Raw genomic sequence first — 16,340 nt, 5'->3', positions numbered from 1 at the left:
TTAGCTGGTGTTTAAAGCACGGAGCTAAAATGCATTTTATTGGCAAGCACATCCATCGGGTTGTTAGAACGCTGCTCATAACAATGTGTTGTGTATTTTTACACAGCTTTAGTACCTTTGCTGCCAATGAGAGTTCATCGATTTGGCTGCTTGACTCTGCCGAGCCTCTTGCCAAATTAAGTCAATCGCTGGAACAATCACTTCAAAATGCAGAACAGCTAAATGCTCTCGAAAGCAGCTCAATCCGCCTTGCCCCGCAAACATCCCACTGGTTAATAATCGATTTATTGCAACTACCCGACAATAAAAATTACGTTGTTTATCTAGGTGAGCCAAATTTAACCTGGGTAAAGTTTTATCTGTTAGATGAAAATTCTCAGGCTACCAATAATCAGCGGCTCGCCTCACTTGAAAGCTTATCGAATGTGCGACCACATTGGTTAATAGAGCATAGTCAAGGTCATCGCTGGGCACTGGTTAACTTTGAGCACGATAGGGCGCTGACTATAGAAGTTGGGGTAGTTGCTGCTAAAACCTTTGAAATAAACTTACATCAAATCATTTTAAGCTATGGCGCTATTTTAGGTGTGCTGATTATATGCATGTTTGTGTGCGCTATTTATTTTGTGGTATCGCAGCAACCAAAATACCTGCTGCTGAATGCTTACTTCGTACTGGTTAGTATCGGATTTTTGATTGATAACGGGCTAATAAGCTATTTCGTTAATGGCATAGATTGGGAAGCAAAATGGCCTGTTAATGAGTTTGCATTATATTTTGCGAGCTATTTCTTATATCACTTTCTGGCAATCCATACCTATAAACCCCGCTTTAAAAAAGCGTGGCAAGTAATGATGGCTTGTTTACTCAGCGCGGCCGTGTTGTCATCACTATTGCCTCAGTTTAATCATCAATGGTTATTTATAGTTTCATGTATTGGGTTTTTAAGTTTTGCAGCTGCTGTATTTTTTAGTGTAATGCAGCGAAAAAATAGCCGCACCTATCTACGTGTATTTATGTTAATGACGATTGTGACTCAGGTGCTTAGTTTATTCATTTGGAATGGCTTTGGTATTGGTTACCATGGTGTTCATAACACCATTTTGCTTATCACATCACTGGCGATATGTTCCGTGCTGTTACTTAAAGACCGTCAGCAAATAGCGGCATTTAATTATTCGATGCTGCATGATGCGGAGACTAAACTGCCTAATAAGCAATTTTTGCTCGCACAAATGATGAAAAAAGTATCGCAGAAACAGCACTTTTCCGTCTTATTATTTAAACCACATGTTCTTTCAAATGCGCGTTCTACGTTTGGTTTTGAGCAAGCAAATATTTGTATCAATGAAAGATTAAGTATCTTAAATACTCAGCTACAGACCATGAATGCATTAAAGCTTGAAATTCAAGCCAGTAGAAGCGCATGGCTTGCTCATGTTGATGACAGTACGTTTGGTTGCTTAGTGATAGGAGAATTAGAACTCAGTCATATAGAGCAGTTTGCATGTTTGATCCATGGGGTATTTGAAGAAGGGCTCACCCATGAAGATATTAATTTAGTCGATAGTGTTGATATTGGTGTTGCCTATTATCCGATGCACGGCAATACCGCGAAGCAAATTTTACAATGTGCCATACAAGCAATGTCTGAAAAACGTTTACAAGGTGAGCGTTGGCGAATGTTCGACTCTGAGAGTGCGCGGCTTTCTGAACAAAGATTATCGATTGCCGCAGGACTTAAAATGGCGATAGATGAAAATCAGTTAAGCTTACACTTTCAACCACAGGTTTGTTTGAAAACAGGCAAAGTAGTGGGCTGTGAAGCTCTATTACGCTGGCATCATCCAGTATTTGGTGCAGTGAGCCCTGATGTGTTTATTCCAATTGCAGAGTCTGCGGGGGTGATCAATCAGCTCACTGAATGGGTGGTCGAAAATGGAATTCAGTGGCAAGCGAAGTTTTGCACACTGATACCCGATCACGTTATTTCCATTAATATTTCGGCTAAAGATCTATTAAATAAAGACTTACCTGTGCTGTTAATCACCATTTTAAATGAACAAAATGTGCGTGCCGAGTCGGTTATGCTGGAGCTGACTGAGTCAGCTACATTAGAGGAGAGTAAAAAGATTAAAGCCACACTCGATGACTATCGTTTAATAGGCTTAAAACTCGCGATTGATGATTTTGGAACAGGCTATTCTTCACTTGCTTATTTAAGTCAACTTGGCTTTGATGAAGTGAAAATAGATAAACAATTTGTGTTAAATCTACCGTTTTCAGTAAATGATCAGAGTATCTGTCGGGCAACTTGCGACATTGCTGCCACACTAGGCGCGCAGGTGGTTGCAGAAGGAATTGAAGATCAGCAAAGCCTAACTATGCTGCAAAGTTATGGCTGCCAGTTTGGACAAGGGTATTATTTTTCAAAGCCGCTTTGTGCTGATGATTATTTAGCTTGGATTAGTGAGGTGCAGAAAGTTGAACTTAGTTTTGATGCAACAGCGAACCTAGTTGATTAAAGTAATTTAGCAGTGCTGCAAAGCAGCGCATCGCATGCTGCTCATCTGGATAGATTAAGCCACTTGTTGATAAACCACTTACTAAAAAGCTATTTTTTATATCAGGGTGCATGGCAATGCACTTTTCAAAACAGCGAGCTGCGAGTTCCTCAGGCATGCTCATATATAGCTGTTTTACTTGCTGATCAAAAGCAATAGATTGTTTTACATACTCATTTGGGTTTGCACCTGAGTTATCTAAAAAAACCTGATGATAAAAATCATTTAAGCGCTGATTAAGTGGGTGACTTAAATCTGGTGACTGTTCGAGCCATAAGGCAGAACAAAACTGCATGCTTTTTCTATTCGCAAATAAATGTTGGCAGATATGATGATCAAAGGCATGAAACCATTCGTGTGCAAGTGCACCACCCCCGGCATTTTTAGCCAGTGCTAACGTTTGGCTATGGGCATTATAATGTGCTTGTACGCCTTTTTGGCCGCCATGACCAAAAGCAAAATTAAGCTTACCCCGCAGACCAATAGCTGTTGGCGGTAAGCTTAATATTTGAGCAAGATCGGCTAGTGCATCATAAATTAAATTAGCCGCGAGTAGACGCTCTTGTTTGTTCACCCAGCTACCCACTAACATAGTACGAAACCCAAACGTGTCACGAATGTCATTGAAATCAACTTGATCATCAAAGCGGTAGTCGGGGCCTTGGCGATTAAAACCTGCACTCAATCGTTTAGAAACACGCATTAAAGATAACGAGCCCTTACATCTTCTGGCATGTGCTTAGTTTGCTTGTCAACTAATGCTGCGAGTAATTTATACAATGGCGTAACGTCAAGCTGTTCAATTAAGTGAAGACTATGGGCTACAGCCTCCAATGTTGACAAGCTATCTTCGCGGGGAGCTTTTCGTATTAAATACTGATTTTGAGGTAGTTGCTTAAAACTAACGGTCTTAAACTCTTGTAAACTAGGGGTAAGTTGGCGCATTTTAAATGCTTTTTTCCAGGTGCCATCTATAACAATCAGATGTGTTAGTGTTTGTTTAAATATATTCACTTCTGAGCTTTGCTCATCAAGATACCATGCGTCATGGCTTGGGTATAAAACAGCTGTACTAGATTCTGGCAAAGTTTGCAGCGAAACAAAGTCTTGCTCAGATTCTCCAGCAATAATTTGGCAATTGGCTAAGCCTAAATTCAATAAATGCGCCGTGTTTTTAGTAATTTTTTCCTCACTTGGGTGGCGTAATATAATGATTTTTAGTCTATTATTGATTATGTTTATAGAATCACATAAGCAAGTTTTAGTAGAAAAGCCACAGTGGGAGCATAATTCTCTAGCCATATAAACTCGGAATACGGTAAAAGTATCCATAGTATACATGAGCTTAACCTACAAAGCAGGTTTGCTTTTTGACTAAGAACAGCTAAAGTTGCGGTTCTAGTTTTATGTTTTTGATTGAGGGATAAAAATGACGACAATCACCATAGACGAAAGTGCACTTGAAGGAATGGAATCGCTTTTAGGTGATCAGTTTGCAGATACCTTGAGCTTTTGTTGTAGTGAGTTTCAGCGACTAGGTTCAGAGGTGTTAGCTAACATAGGCACCGATACAGAAGCTGCAGCACGCCATGCACATAGCTTAAAGTCAAATGCGGCACAATTTGGCGCGCAAAGTTTGTCAGAAGTTGCTCAAGCGATTGAACATGCTTTAAACGAAAGTGATTTCGCAACGGCTGAGCAAAAAGCTGGCTATTTAGATGAGCAAGTTATAGGTTCAGTTGAAAAATTACAGGCTTGGTTTACTGGCCGTTAAAAACTTGAATTTATTTCAGTTGTAACTTCAAAAATCCACTAGCATGGTGGCCCTTTACTGGGGTAGTCTAAAGTCTCATTAGTAGAGGTAACCATGTCACAAATAAAAAAGAGTCACAAACTAGACGGTGTCTGTTATGACATCCGTGGGCCTGTGCTTGCACAAGCTCGAAAAATGGAAGATGAAGGCCAAAAAGTATTAAAGTTAAATATCGGTAATCCTGCCGCCTTTGGCTTTGATATGCCTGAAGATATGCATAAAGATATCATCCGTAATTTATATTCAGCCCAAGGCTACTGTGACTCTAAAGGCCTCTACTCAGCCCGTGTGGCTGTCTATCAACACTATCAGCAGCGTGGCTTACACAATCTTGATGTCGATAATATTTATATTGGCAATGGGGTAAGTGAATTAATTCAAATGACCACACAAGCATTACTCGATAATGACGATGAGGTCTTGATCCCTGCACCTGATTATCCATTATGGACTGCATCAGTTAAGTTGGCTGGCGGTAACCCAGTGCATTACTTATGTGATGAAGAGCAGGATTGGTTTCCTGATATTGCTGATATAAAAAGTAAAATCACATCGAAAACAAAAGCTTTGGTACTTATTAACCCAAATAACCCAACAGGTGCAGTTTACAGCGATGACTTGCTTATGGAGCTTATTACCATTGCTCGCGAACATAAGTTGCTGTTATTGAGCGATGAAATTTACGAGAAGATTTTATACGATGGTGCAACTCACAGCTCAATTGGGGCCTTATGCGATGACGTGCCAATTATCACCTTTAATGGTTTAGCTAAAACATACCGCGCAGCAGGTTTGCGAATGGGGTGGATGGTGTTAAGCGGCCGCACTAGCATGATGGACGATTTAAGCCGTGGCTTGGATATGCTGGCATCAATGCGTTTATGTGCCAATGTACCGGCACAATATGCTATTCAGCAAGCCTTAGGTGGTGTGCAGTCAATTGACAATTTGATTAACCCCGGTGGTCGCTTGTATGTGCAACGCGACATAGCTTGGCGTGGATTGAATGCTATAGACGGCATTAGCTGTAAAAAGCCTAAAGGGGCACTCTACGCATTTGCGAAAGTAGATACGGCGCACTTTAATATTAAAGACGATGAACGCATGATTTTAGATTTACTCAAAGCCGAGAAAATCTTACTTGTGCATGGTCGTGCTTTTAATTGGCCAGATCCTGATCATTTCAGATTGGTGTTTTTACCAAACAAAGATGATTTAACAGAAGCGATGAGTAAGATGCAGCGATTCTTCGCTGATTATCGACAAAGCTAAAAAAAGCGAGCCGAGGCTCGCTTTTTTAATAAGCTTTATCAACACGCACCGTGTTATCGGTGAGGTACACAAGGCGAACTTTATCGCCTTGATTAAACAGCATCTGGTTGTCTTTATCTTGAACAACCATGTATTGTTCACCGCTTTCTACTTTTATCATTAATTCAACGAGTTGATATTGTATAACGCGACTGTTTTGTTGACGGTTGTGAGCAACAGAGCCACCAATCATTGAACCTAAAATGGTTGCGACGGTACGGCCACTGCCGCCGCCAAACTGATTACCAATAACGCCCCCGAGTAATGCACCGCCAAAGGTTTCCCAGCCATTAGTTTTGTCTCTAACTAGCTCTTGATCAGTAATCGTTCGTACCGATTGCACAGATCCAAATAACACCTGCTGTACTGGCACTGCTTTATTACGCTGATAATCAGCGTAACTAGGCGAGCTGAGTAATAAACAGCTTACCAGGATTGTTACTAAGTATTTCATACATCCTCCTGACTACCAGCCAAAAGTTGATTTCTCGCGTGTTTTACGGATTTCAGTTTCATCAGCCCATTCAACTAGGCCACTTTTTAAATCCATTAAACGCATAGTAAATTTGTAATACACATCAGCCTTATCAGCATTTGACTTAACAATGCTCGATAAGTTGCCGTATAACATGTACTGAGCCCCAACTTGTTGACCAAATGCAATCGCTGTACTTGGGTTAACTAGCGGGTCATCGTTTTGAAAATTAAGTTGCTCACGTACCGCTTCAACGCGTGTCATATCAACAAAGCGAAACTTACCACTGCGTAGTAATTGTGTTGAGATTGAATCGGTGATTGATTCGGTATCAATGTGTTCACTGGTTTTATTTTTGATACGCTCTACAAACACGACTGGGCGACTATTTGCTGTCATTGTGCCAACCACAGGTGAAGCAAGTAACGAGTCTGTCATTTGGCTTGCTACTTTTTGTAGATCGGTTGATCCAAAGTTGATATCAGTTGTTTCAACAGCCTGAGCATCGCCGTAGCTAACCACCGCTTTATTGGCACAACCAGAAAGCAGCAAAGTGCTAGTTATCGCAATGGCCGCAGCCGATTTAACAGAAAGTAATTTCATCATGGTTTCCTTAATCTTCAAATTCTTGTGCTTCTGTTGACACTTCACGCACTGCAAGCGAGAAGGTGACAGCATTTGCTGTCGGGGCTAAGCCCGGTAACTGTGTTTTAGCAAATCCAAATAAGGTTATGGGTTGCCAAGGAGAGTGATTGCCGCGTATAACAAAACCATCAGCGTCATACCAAGTAAATTGGTACTGTAAATACTGTGATTTTTTATATTGGCTTGCCAATGTTACAACCACATCTGTTAAGCCGTTTGTTTGGCGTGTTTTTACATCTGTAATTGCAAGTTTTTGCCCTAGTTCTGGGTTATTAACGATCAATTGTTGGTTATATTGTTTTGCAGTTTGCTCAACACCAATGCCAGAAGTGGTCGGGCGTGAGGAGCAGGCCGCAACAAGTAAAATGGTTAATAGTGGCACTAAATATTTCATCATTGCTCCTAAAGTTGAACGACATGTGTGTCATAGTAGCTATTAATAGAGGTTAGGAAAATTAAGGTTAACCCTTGCTTACTAACCGAAAAGTTTATTTCGCCACGACCTGGTACAGATAAAACATGTTCACCAGTTGTCATGGTATTTTGGGCAATACTTAATTGACTTGGTAAGGTAAGCCAACTTCTTGTATCTGCTTGTTCAGAGGCCATGTTATATATATTGGCTAAAATATTACCCACATCGCCGCCGCTTCTTGCCAGTTCAGCACGCATCTTTTCTTTTGCAACCAAGCGCATTACTTGTCTGGTAATTCTTCCTGTACTTTGATCTTTAAGTGTTTTCGCTGCTAGTGCCTCGAGCCTAACGATTGGTTTAAGGATGAAGTTGTCGCCATCCAATGTAATGTTCTTGTCGTTATTTGCATAAGGTGCGCCGCGGTATACAGGCATAGCGATACTATAAAAACGCGCATCTCCACGGGACGAATAAATAGGCAAGCGTAATTGAAACTCTTGTCTTGCTGGTATTAAACCTTGCTCTGCAATTACAATTACTTGGCCTGTGTTTGGCTTATGCTGCTTAAGTTCACCAAAGCGTTTACTAAATTCTTCAAAGTCTTGCTCAAAGCCTTGTTTTTTAGCAAGTCGTAAAACAGTTTGTTGTAGGTAGCTATTATCGCTATTTATTTCGAGCGCTTTTTTATAGTCGATATAGGCATCATCAAACTGTTTATCCGCCTCATAAAGGAGGCCCGATAAATAGAACGTAAAGGCATTTTGAAAACCATTTTTAACATTGCCAATTAACTCGGCCATATCGGGATAACCCTCAGCTGCATTTTCTGCTTGTTCATCAAGTACAGCTTGGTTGTCTTTTAATGCATCTTCTTGCACTTTATTTGCGCGTCTAACTTCAACTAATGCTGATTCAAGTTGGTTATCAAATACGTAGCTCAGTGCTTTGTAGCTATGTAACATGGTCATTTCATAGGCAGCAGGCTCATAACCAATCACTGAATCATTTGTTAATAATGAATTTGTTTGTTCAAGACTTGTGCTTAGTTGTATTTTGGCTGCTTGACGCTTTTTTTCCATGTTTTGATAAACAGTTTCAAAGGTCTCATTGGCCTGAGAATTCTGTTTCGCTAAAAATTCAAGACGAGCAGTTTCAAGCTGATTCAATAAATAGTTACTGTGGCCACGGCTATTGCTCGGCAACAATTGCTGCGCATTTTCTATATTATTTTGAGATACAGCTTGGCGCACAGGTCTTAGCTGCGTCGCATAATCTTGGAATAGATCAGTAATACCTATGGTACTGCAGCCTGATAACAGTAAAACAGCGCCAATAAATAAACGTCGATGCACTGAACGCTCCTTTTAAACAATGTACTCAGATTAGCATACGCGGCTTAACCTTCTATGATAAATTATGTAAAAAATCGTAAGTTAATAGACAACTTACTGGTCTAGTGTTTTTTAATGTTAAAGGAACACCACATTTGTTAAGTACTGTACTCTATACTTTAATTGCACTGTGTGCGTTTGCAGCTAACTCCTTGCTGTGTCGTATGGCATTACAAAGTGGTGATATTGACCCATTAAGTTTCACTGCCTTACGCTTGGTAAGTGGGGCATTGATGCTGCTTATACTGTTGCAGTGGCAATTAAAATCGCAAAGAGCTAAGCCTTTAACCGATAAAGGTAACAATATTAGTGCGCTTAGTTTATTTGTTTACGCGCTCTGCTTTTCAGTTGCCTACGTTGATTTAAATACCGGCACGGGCGCACTTATTTTATTTTCTGCGGTGCAACTGACTATGATAGGCCATAGTGTTTTTAACAAAGAGCCGCTTAGTAAAGTGCAGTGGGGGGCGTTGTTTGTAGCCTTTGCTGGCTTTATTTATTTAATGTTGCCCTCTGCAACAGTGCCCTCTTTTTTACCCGCTATGCTTATGGCAATAAGTGGCGTAGCGTGGGGAATTTACAGCATTCGTGGAAAATCATGCAGATCACCGCTGCAAGCAACTAGTTTTAACTTTTTAAGAAGTTTAATACTTGTGCCGATTTTAGTCCTTGTAGTTGCTTTTGATTGGCAAGCAGTCTCAGCTATCGGGATTTGCTTAGCTATAGCCTCAGGAGCACTTGCATCAGGAGTCGGTTACAGTATTTGGTATGTTGCACTACCAAAACTAAAAAGTAGCCAAGCGGGTGTGGTACAACTAACAGTCCCAGTGCTTGCTACAATAGCGGGGGTGCTATTTTTAGATGAGCAACTGACAACGCGTTTAATAATAGCCAGCGCCTTAATTCTTGGCGCTGTTTTGGTGTTTTTAATGGCTAAAAAGCGCAGTCTTTAGATTTAGGGGCATTGATATTTAATACGTAGCGTTCATAAAGCGTATTAAGTTCAGCTAAAATCGCTTGTTTGCCGCTAAGCTCACTTTGTTCAATACATTGCTGTAATGTTTCAACTGACAAATACTGCATCATCTTTGCTGAAGCTCTGATATGGCTAATATGCCAAGGCTCAGGGGCAACCCCGCCTTTATATTCTTGATAGGGGCGATAAAAACCATACTTTTCAAGGTTATTATCAAGCCATACAGCAAGCTTAGTAAATGGTCCTGTGGTCGAATACTCATCAGGTGTTAATTGCAGTTGATAATCATCGTCAATAGGGCGGGTATCGTAGATGTCGAGGTCGGTACCAAAGTGATGCCTGCTTGCCCCCGGTAGTGCAGAGTAAAGCATAATCGCGTGACACTTTTCAGTATCAGTTAAACGTTGTAAGTCTACCGTTTTTTGCTCAAGAGTATAAACTGGGCGAAGACCCTGAAATTTAGCATTCCAAATAGCACTTTGACGCTGAAAATCGCGAAAGCTTGAGGCTATCGCCAAATCAATACCTGCTTCTTTCGCGCCTTGTTGAAGGGCTAAAAAGTCATCAACAATATCACCATGCAAGCGATGATTTTGTAGCTCAACTAAATGTGAGCTACTTAACCCTGTGGCGCATTGTTTAAGCTCGGTTTGGTTCATGTAAGCAGTTGCTCTAAAATGATTTCATAAATATCTGCAAGCTGAATTAAATCATCTGTGCTAACACATTCGTTTACTTTATGAATGGTTTCATTACGAGGGCCCAGCTCAATGACTTTGGCACCTGTTTGCGCAATAAAACGGCCATCAGATGTACCACCGGTGGTTTCAAGCGCTGTGTCGCGTCCGGTTACCTGCTTAATAGCGTGTACTGTAGCATCAACTAACGGACCGTGATCGGTCAAAAACGGTAGTCCATTAACAATCCAACTTAGTTCATAATCAAGGTTATGTTTTTCAACAATATCAACAACTCTTTGTTGTAGCTGTTGATAGGTTACTTCGGTACTAAAGCGAAAGTTGAATTGAATGTCGAGCTCGCCTGGGATCACATTGCCAGCTCCGGTGCCACCATTTATATTTGAAACTTGAAAGCTTGTTGCAGGGAAAAACTCGTTACCCTGATCCCACTCGGTTTGGCTAAGTTCAGTTAACGCCGGTGCAGCTAAGTGAATTGGGTTTTGGGCTAAATGTGGATAAGCAACGTGACCTTGTACACCTTTAACCGTTAAAAAGCCTGTTAATGAGCCGCGACGACCATTTTTTACTACATCACCCAGTTTATCTCGCGACGATGGTTCGCCAACTAAGCATAAATCAATCTTCTCACCACGGGCTTCAAGGGTATCGATAACACGGGTTGTACCGTTGATAAACGGGCCTTCTTCATCTGATGTAATTAAAAATGAAATAGACCCTTTATGATCTGGGTGTTTTGCAATAAAGCGCTCAGTGGCAACAACCATAGCTGCTAAGGAGCCTTTCATATCGGCTGCACCGCGTCCGTGTAGCATGCCGTCTTTTACCAGTGCCGAAAAAGGCGGGTGCTGCCAATTTTTTTCAGGACCTGTTGGTACAACATCTGTGTGACCAGCAAAACAAAAATGCGGTGATGTGTTTCCTTTGCGAGCCCAGGTATTTAGCGTATCGGTGAAAAACAGTGATTCAATATTAAAGCCAAGTTTTTCAAGGCGCTCGTTCATTAACGCTTGGCAACCAGCATCTTCAGGGGTCACTGATTCACGCTGGATAAGCGCTTGAGCAAGTTCAATAACAGGGTGAGTCATTAGGCAAAAATCTCATCGTATTGAGCTGCTTTAAAACCTAAGTGGTATTGGCCATTATGCACAAGTAGCGGGCGCTTGATCATCGCGGGTTGCTCAACTAATAATGCTAATGCTGATTCTTTATCGAGATTTTGTTTTTGTTCATCAGATAACTGGCGATAAGTTGTGCCGCGTTTATTAACTAAATCTTGCCAATCAATATGCGCTGCAAATTCATTAACTAACTCTGCACTGATGCCGTCTTTACGGTAATCATGGAAAGTAAACTCTTGATTATTATCAGATAAATATTTTTTCGCTTTTTTAATTGTATCGCAATTGCTGATACCATACATGATAGTCATAAATTCTACTTTTTAGTTACAGTGAGTAAAGTATCTACCCCAGCAATGACCTGAGATAGTGAATAATAAAGGGGGCCAAGATTATGGCTGTTGAGCACGCAAACTGTGCCTAGCATAGGGCTGCTTAGCTCGCGTAGGTCAAAATAGGCTAATCGCTCACCTTGGCTAATTTTACTGCCATTTAGCTTAGCAATGTTGGTGTGGCTAATATGCTCTTCTATAGATGAAAACGATAAATTTAATAATATTTTCAAACCATTTTTGGCCTGTAAAATATATTCTTTTCCTGCATTTTTAACTTGTAATAGTGTGCCATCGAAAGGGGCAATAATATTGTGGCTCGTTAGTTCTACACAAATCCCAGGACCAACGGTGGCATACCTAAAAAAAGGCTCTGGGTGTTCAGCCATACTTTTAACACGACCTGTAAAAGGGCTTTTGATTGCCATACAACGCGCTTTTCTTAGGCTGCGCTCAGGCAAATATTGAACGTCGATACTCATGGCTTATTTAACGTCACCTATCACATGGTAACCGTCTTTTCTAAGTGCTGTAATGGCTTTTGCCATGCTTTGCTTTTTCACCAAGACATAATCGGTATCGTACGTTGATAAAGCAAAAATCGAAATTGACGCTTTAGCAAGCACACCGGAAATGTTCGCCATAATACCCGTTAAAGAAAAGCCAAGAGGGCCAATCACTTCAAGTGCTAGCCAATCAGTTTCTTGATCTAAACTGTCTATTGAAAAGGAACTTGGGCATACAATTGATAGCTCATCGGCGGTTTTAGCAATAAAGAAAATAGCTTGTTGGAGTAGGGCAGGATCAATCGTTGCATCAACATCTAAACTATGAATGGTAAGTTCTTCACTATGAAGTTGTAACGTTTGTTTTGACATCTGTGATCCTATCTTTGAAGCCTTTGAATTTATAGTATAGGTAAACAAAGTTAAGATAAAGCGCAATAATTTTGATTGCTGGGGATTTGCTCAGTTTAGCCTTTAAATCTTGTCCACAGATTCTGTGGATAAATATGGGAATAGCTCAGTATAAAGAAGGTAATAGGCTAATTTATAAAGAATTTATAAATTAGCCTAATTTTTGAAGGGTTAATTTTCTAAGCTTTCAACTTGCTTAGCTTGAATCGCCGTAAGGGCAATGGTGTAAACAATATCGTCTACTAATGCACCTCGGCTCAAGTCATTTACTGGCTTACGCATACCTTGCAGCATTGGACCAATACTAATTAAGTCTGCACTACGTTGCACGGCTTTATAGGTTGTATTACCGGTATTTAAATCAGGGAATACAAACACCGTCGCTTTACCTGCTACAGGGCTGCCAGGAGCTTTCTTAATCGCAACGTTTTCCATAATTGCAGCGTCGTACTGAAGTGGGCCATCAATCACTAAATCAGGGCGCTTTTGCTGGGCAAGCTTAGTGGCTTCACGCACTTTTTCTACGTCAGCACCTGAACCCGAAGTACCCGTACTGTAGCTGATCATTGCAACACGAGGCTCAATACCAAACGCGGCGGCTGAGTCTGCTGATTGAATTGCAATATCGGCTAGCTGCTCTGCGGTTGGGTCTGGGTTTATTGCACAGTCACCATAAACCAGTACTTGATCAGGTAACAGCATAAAGAATACCGATGAGACTAACGACGAGCCAGGTGCAGTTTTAATTAACTGTAACGGTGGGCGAATGGTGTTTGCAGTGGTGTTAACAGCGCCCGAAACTAAGCCATCAACTTTACCTTGCTCAAGCATCATGGTACCAAGTACCACATTGTCGAGTAGTTGCTCTTGGGCGATAACTTCAGTTAAGCCTTTGTTTTTACGAATTTCGACCATAGGCGCAACGTAATCGTTAATTACATCACTCGGTTCAATAATTGTAACGTTATCGTTGAGCTCTACACCTTGTTGCTCTGCAATACGTAAAATCTCTTCTTTGTCACCAAGCAGGATTGTTTTAGCAATACCACGTTGGCCACAAATTGCGGCAGCTTTAATCGTACGCGGCTCATTACCTTCAGGTAAAACTACGGTTTTATTCGCTTGACGAGCTTTGTCTGTTAGTAAGAAACGAAACGCAGGCGGTGACATTTTACGAGTACGGCCAACACTTTTTGCAAGGCTGTCTAACCAATCAGAGTCGATATGGCTGGCGTTATGATCTTTTACTTTATCGATACGTTGGTCATCATCACATGGTACTTCCATATTGAAGTTATGCAGTAATAAAGACGTGCGCCAAGTATCTTCCTCTGTTGCAAGAATTGGCAGGCCTGTATCCATGGCTTGCTCGCACAATTTCATAATGCGATCTTCAGGCTTAAAGCCACCGGTTAATAAAATCGCCCCAAGCTTGGTGCCATTCATGGCTGATAAACAAGCCGCAACTAATACATCAGAGCGATCGCCTGGTGTTACCAGTAATGCACCCGGGGTAAAGTGGCTTAAAATGTTTGAAACCGTTCGCGCACAGAAAGTGACACGACGTAAACGACGGTGAGCCATGTCGCCTTGGTTAATGACTTCGGCTTTTAAGTATTCACATAAATCACGCACACGCGGCGCTACTAGGTCGAAATCCCACGGAATTGAACCTAATAACTTAAATGGGTGCTTTCTGAAAATCGGCAGTGATGCTAAACGGTTTAATTCGTTTTCAAGTTGCTCAGGCTCATGGGCCTCAACAAGGTCTGCACGTGCGCGACCTTCGTCATCTAAAGGAGCATTTACTTTGTTGAAAATACAACCTAGCACGCGAGGGTGGTTAACACCGCCATAATTGCCAGAGGCGATTTCTAAACGGTCTTCAATTTGGTCATTGCTATCGTTGCTTGGTGTTAATACAAAAACAATATCAGCACCCAGTGTTTGCGCGATTTCGCGGTTTACACGGCCAGCATAAGGCTGACGACGTGTTGGCACCATACCTTCGATAATCGCAATTTCGTCTTCTTTAATAGTGCTTTCAAAGCGCTCTACGATTTCTTCTAGTAAGTCGTCGCCTTTACCATCACCAATCATTTGCTCTGCATAGCTCAGCTCAAATGGTGTAGGTGGATTAATTGGCGAACCATGGGTGACAATTTGCGTTGACTTTTCTGGGCCTGTATCGCCAGAACGAGGCTGTGCGATTGGCTTAAAAAAGTTAACCTTTAGCGCTTTTTGCTCAAGCGCGCGGACTAAACCAACAGAAACAGACGTTAAACCAACCCCTGTTGATATAGGGATCAACATAATTCTATGTGCCATTTACTTAAGCCTCCTGTGCAATACGGGCTGCATCGTTAGCAATCACCCATTCTTCGTTGGTAGGGATCACAAACGCTTTCGCATGTGCTTGACCTTTTGAAATTAGGCCTTCTTTACCAAAACGTGCCGCTAAGTTTGCATCTTCATCACACTCAAGGCCTAAAAAGCCTAATTGAGTGATGACTTTGTCACGAATAATATCTGAGTTTTCACCGATACCGCCGGTAAAAATAAGTGCATCTAAACGTTGTAGAGGAACTAAAAAAGCAGCTATTTGTTTAGCTAAGCGGTAACAGAAGATATCGAGTGCAAGGTTTGCTTGCGGGTGGCCTTCAACGGCGGCTTCTTCGATAGTGCGGCAGTCATTTGATAATTCACTAATACCTAGCAAGCCACTTTGCTTATTGAGTAAATCATCAATTTCTTGAGCCGTGTAATTAAGTTGCTGCGTTAAAAAGGTGAATAAACCCGGATCGATGCTACCACTGCGAGTACCCATCACTAAGCCTTCAAGCGGCGTAAGACCCATACTGGTATCTACGCTCTTGCCATCTTTAATCGCACACACTGAACAACCATTACCTAAATGTGCACTGATCACATTAGTTTGCTCGCGCTCTTTGCCTAATAATTTTGCTGCTTCACCAGCAACGTAATAATGACTGGTACCATGAAAACCATAGCGTCTTACGCCATGCTCTTTATAAAGCGAGTAAGGCAAAGCATATAAGTAAGCAATATTTGGCATGGTTTGGTGAAACGCAGTATCAAACACGGCAATTTGTGGCAGCGCTGAGAACGCTTGCTTTGCAGTGCGAATACCCAATAAGTTTGCTGGGTTATGAAGTGGTGCAAGTGTCGCTGTTTTTTCAATAGCTGCAAGTACATCATCGTCGATAAGTACAGATTCAGTGAAATGCTCGCCACCGTGCACCACACGATGACCTACAGCGATTAAATTATCTGCAAGACCTAAGTTATTGACTAGCTTAACCAATTCAGCAATCGCCGCATCGTGGGCTTGACCTTTAGCAAGTTCAATCAGCTTTTTTTCACCATTATATTTATATTTGATTGAAGGCGTGTCTGAGCCAAGGCGCTCAGCTAAACCTGAAATAACTTCGTCAGAAGTGGTGGCATCTAAAATGGCAAATTTTAAACTTGAACTACCACAGTTCAGTACTAAAACATGGTGTGGTGGGTAAAGGGGCGTTGGCATAGCTAGGTCCTAAAAGTACGATATCAGTCAGTGTATATTAAGGCTTGATAATTAGAATTCTTTGCCAGTATAGTAAATAAGTATTTTGTTGCTACACTTAACAAAGGTGGGCTGTAATTATACTAAAGTCTCGTT

17 protein-coding genes are annotated in these 16,340 nt (G+C 41.3%); 4 read left to right on the top strand and 13 right to left on the bottom strand.

Annotated features, from left to right (window positions below):
- Positions 1-29: 29 nt before the first annotated feature.
- A complete protein-coding gene (locus ACSFVZ_RS13525) occupies positions 30-2,525 on the top strand; it encodes an EAL domain-containing protein (protein WP_435559063.1) in 2,496 nt (831 codons plus the stop codon).
- On the opposite strand, the gene ACSFVZ_RS13520 is transcribed toward ACSFVZ_RS13525, so the two are convergent.
- Together ACSFVZ_RS13520 and ACSFVZ_RS13515 are read right to left on the bottom strand one after the other, a co-directional pair.
- Positions 2,491-3,267: a CLCA_X family protein gene (locus ACSFVZ_RS13520; protein WP_199526715.1), complete on the bottom strand. Its 777-nt coding sequence runs from the start codon at positions 3,265-3,267 to the stop codon at positions 2,491-2,493. The two genes, ACSFVZ_RS13525 and ACSFVZ_RS13520, sit on opposite strands and share 35 nt — an antisense overlap.
- A complete protein-coding gene (locus ACSFVZ_RS13515; RefSeq protein WP_435559091.1) occupies positions 3,267-3,866 on the bottom strand; it encodes a tRNA-uridine aminocarboxypropyltransferase in 600 nt (199 codons plus the stop codon). Before ACSFVZ_RS13515 ends, ACSFVZ_RS13520 begins: the two co-directional genes overlap by 1 nt.
- A 127-nt stretch (positions 3,867-3,993) precedes the next feature.
- Between ACSFVZ_RS13515 and ACSFVZ_RS13510 the strand changes: the two genes are divergently transcribed.
- Entirely contained in the window at positions 3,994-4,338 is a 345-nt protein-coding gene (locus ACSFVZ_RS13510) for an Hpt domain-containing protein (RefSeq protein WP_135925156.1), read from the top strand.
- A gap of 93 nt (positions 4,339-4,431) precedes the next feature.
- Positions 4,432-5,649 carry a pyridoxal phosphate-dependent aminotransferase gene (locus ACSFVZ_RS13505; protein ID WP_135925153.1) on the top strand — a complete coding sequence of 406 codons (1,218 nt, stop codon included), beginning with the start codon at positions 4,432-4,434 and terminating at the stop codon, positions 5,647-5,649.
- A 25-nt stretch (positions 5,650-5,674) separates the two neighbouring features.
- Here ACSFVZ_RS13505 and ACSFVZ_RS13500 read toward each other — a convergent pair whose 3' ends face one another.
- The 4 genes from ACSFVZ_RS13500 to ACSFVZ_RS13485 are packed head-to-tail and all read right to left on the bottom strand — an operon-like array spanning position 5,675 to position 8,575.
- Positions 5,675-6,142: an outer membrane lipoprotein gene (locus tag ACSFVZ_RS13500; protein ID WP_199526714.1), complete on the bottom strand. Its 468-nt coding sequence runs from the start codon at positions 6,140-6,142 to the stop codon at positions 5,675-5,677.
- Positions 6,143-6,154: 12 nt separating this feature from the next.
- Positions 6,155-6,766 (bottom strand): penicillin-binding protein activator LpoB, encoded by a 612-nt coding sequence (gene lpoB, locus ACSFVZ_RS13495; protein WP_421968116.1) that lies wholly within the window; start codon positions 6,764-6,766, stop codon positions 6,155-6,157.
- A gap of 10 nt (positions 6,767-6,776) precedes the next feature.
- A complete protein-coding gene (locus ACSFVZ_RS13490) occupies positions 6,777-7,202 on the bottom strand; it encodes a YcfL family putative periplasmic lipoprotein (protein WP_135926286.1) in 426 nt (141 codons plus the stop codon).
- Positions 7,203-7,210: 8 nt separating this feature from the next.
- Positions 7,211-8,575 carry a COG3014 family protein gene (locus tag ACSFVZ_RS13485; protein ID WP_138557365.1) on the bottom strand — a complete coding sequence of 455 codons (1,365 nt, stop codon included), beginning with the start codon at positions 8,573-8,575 and terminating at the stop codon, positions 7,211-7,213.
- Between the two features lie 134 nt (positions 8,576-8,709).
- Between ACSFVZ_RS13485 and ACSFVZ_RS13480 the strand changes: the two genes are divergently transcribed.
- The gene (locus tag ACSFVZ_RS13480) at positions 8,710-9,567 is read left to right on the top strand and encodes a DMT family transporter (RefSeq protein WP_249930204.1); all 858 of its coding nucleotides are present in this window, start codon (positions 8,710-8,712) and stop codon (positions 9,565-9,567) included.
- On the opposite strand, the gene ACSFVZ_RS13475 is transcribed toward ACSFVZ_RS13480, so the two are convergent.
- From ACSFVZ_RS13475 to ACSFVZ_RS13445, 7 genes are all read right to left on the bottom strand, one after another.
- Complete coding sequence (locus tag ACSFVZ_RS13475; RefSeq protein WP_435559062.1) at positions 9,548-10,249, bottom strand: M15 family metallopeptidase; 702 nt, start codon at positions 10,247-10,249, stop codon at positions 9,548-9,550. The genes ACSFVZ_RS13480 and ACSFVZ_RS13475 overlap by 20 nt on opposite strands.
- Entirely contained in the window at positions 10,246-11,376 is a 1,131-nt protein-coding gene (gene dapE, locus ACSFVZ_RS13470; protein ID WP_435559060.1) for a succinyl-diaminopimelate desuccinylase, read from the bottom strand. Before dapE ends, ACSFVZ_RS13475 begins: the two co-directional genes overlap by 4 nt.
- Complete coding sequence (locus ACSFVZ_RS13465) at positions 11,376-11,720, bottom strand: ArsC family reductase (protein ID WP_135925138.1); 345 nt, start codon at positions 11,718-11,720, stop codon at positions 11,376-11,378. Before ACSFVZ_RS13465 ends, dapE begins: the two co-directional genes overlap by 1 nt.
- 5 nt (positions 11,721-11,725) lie before the next feature.
- Positions 11,726-12,223 (bottom strand): PTS glucose transporter subunit IIA, encoded by a 498-nt coding sequence (locus ACSFVZ_RS13460; RefSeq protein ID WP_138557368.1) that lies wholly within the window; start codon positions 12,221-12,223, stop codon positions 11,726-11,728.
- Positions 12,224-12,226: 3 nt separating this feature from the next.
- Positions 12,227-12,619: an ACT domain-containing protein gene (locus ACSFVZ_RS13455; RefSeq protein WP_253040036.1), complete on the bottom strand. Its 393-nt coding sequence runs from the start codon at positions 12,617-12,619 to the stop codon at positions 12,227-12,229.
- 210 nt (positions 12,620-12,829) lie between these two features.
- On the bottom strand, positions 12,830-14,986 hold the full coding sequence (gene pta, locus ACSFVZ_RS13450; RefSeq protein WP_435559059.1) for a phosphate acetyltransferase: 2,157 nt from the start codon (positions 14,984-14,986) through the stop codon (positions 12,830-12,832).
- A 4-nt stretch (positions 14,987-14,990) separates the two neighbouring features.
- Positions 14,991-16,205, bottom strand: a complete 1,215-nt coding sequence (locus ACSFVZ_RS13445; RefSeq protein ID WP_435559058.1) for an acetate kinase — start codon at positions 16,203-16,205, stop codon at positions 14,991-14,993.
- Between the last annotated feature and the right edge of the window lie 135 nt (positions 16,206-16,340).

Source organism: Pseudoalteromonas nanhaiensis, assembly GCF_051235485.1.
GTDB lineage: Bacteria > Pseudomonadota > Gammaproteobacteria > Enterobacterales > Alteromonadaceae > Pseudoalteromonas > Pseudoalteromonas lipolytica_C.
The sequence above is the reverse complement of the archived record's forward strand: the minus strand, read 5'-3'. Positions and strand labels throughout refer to the sequence as shown.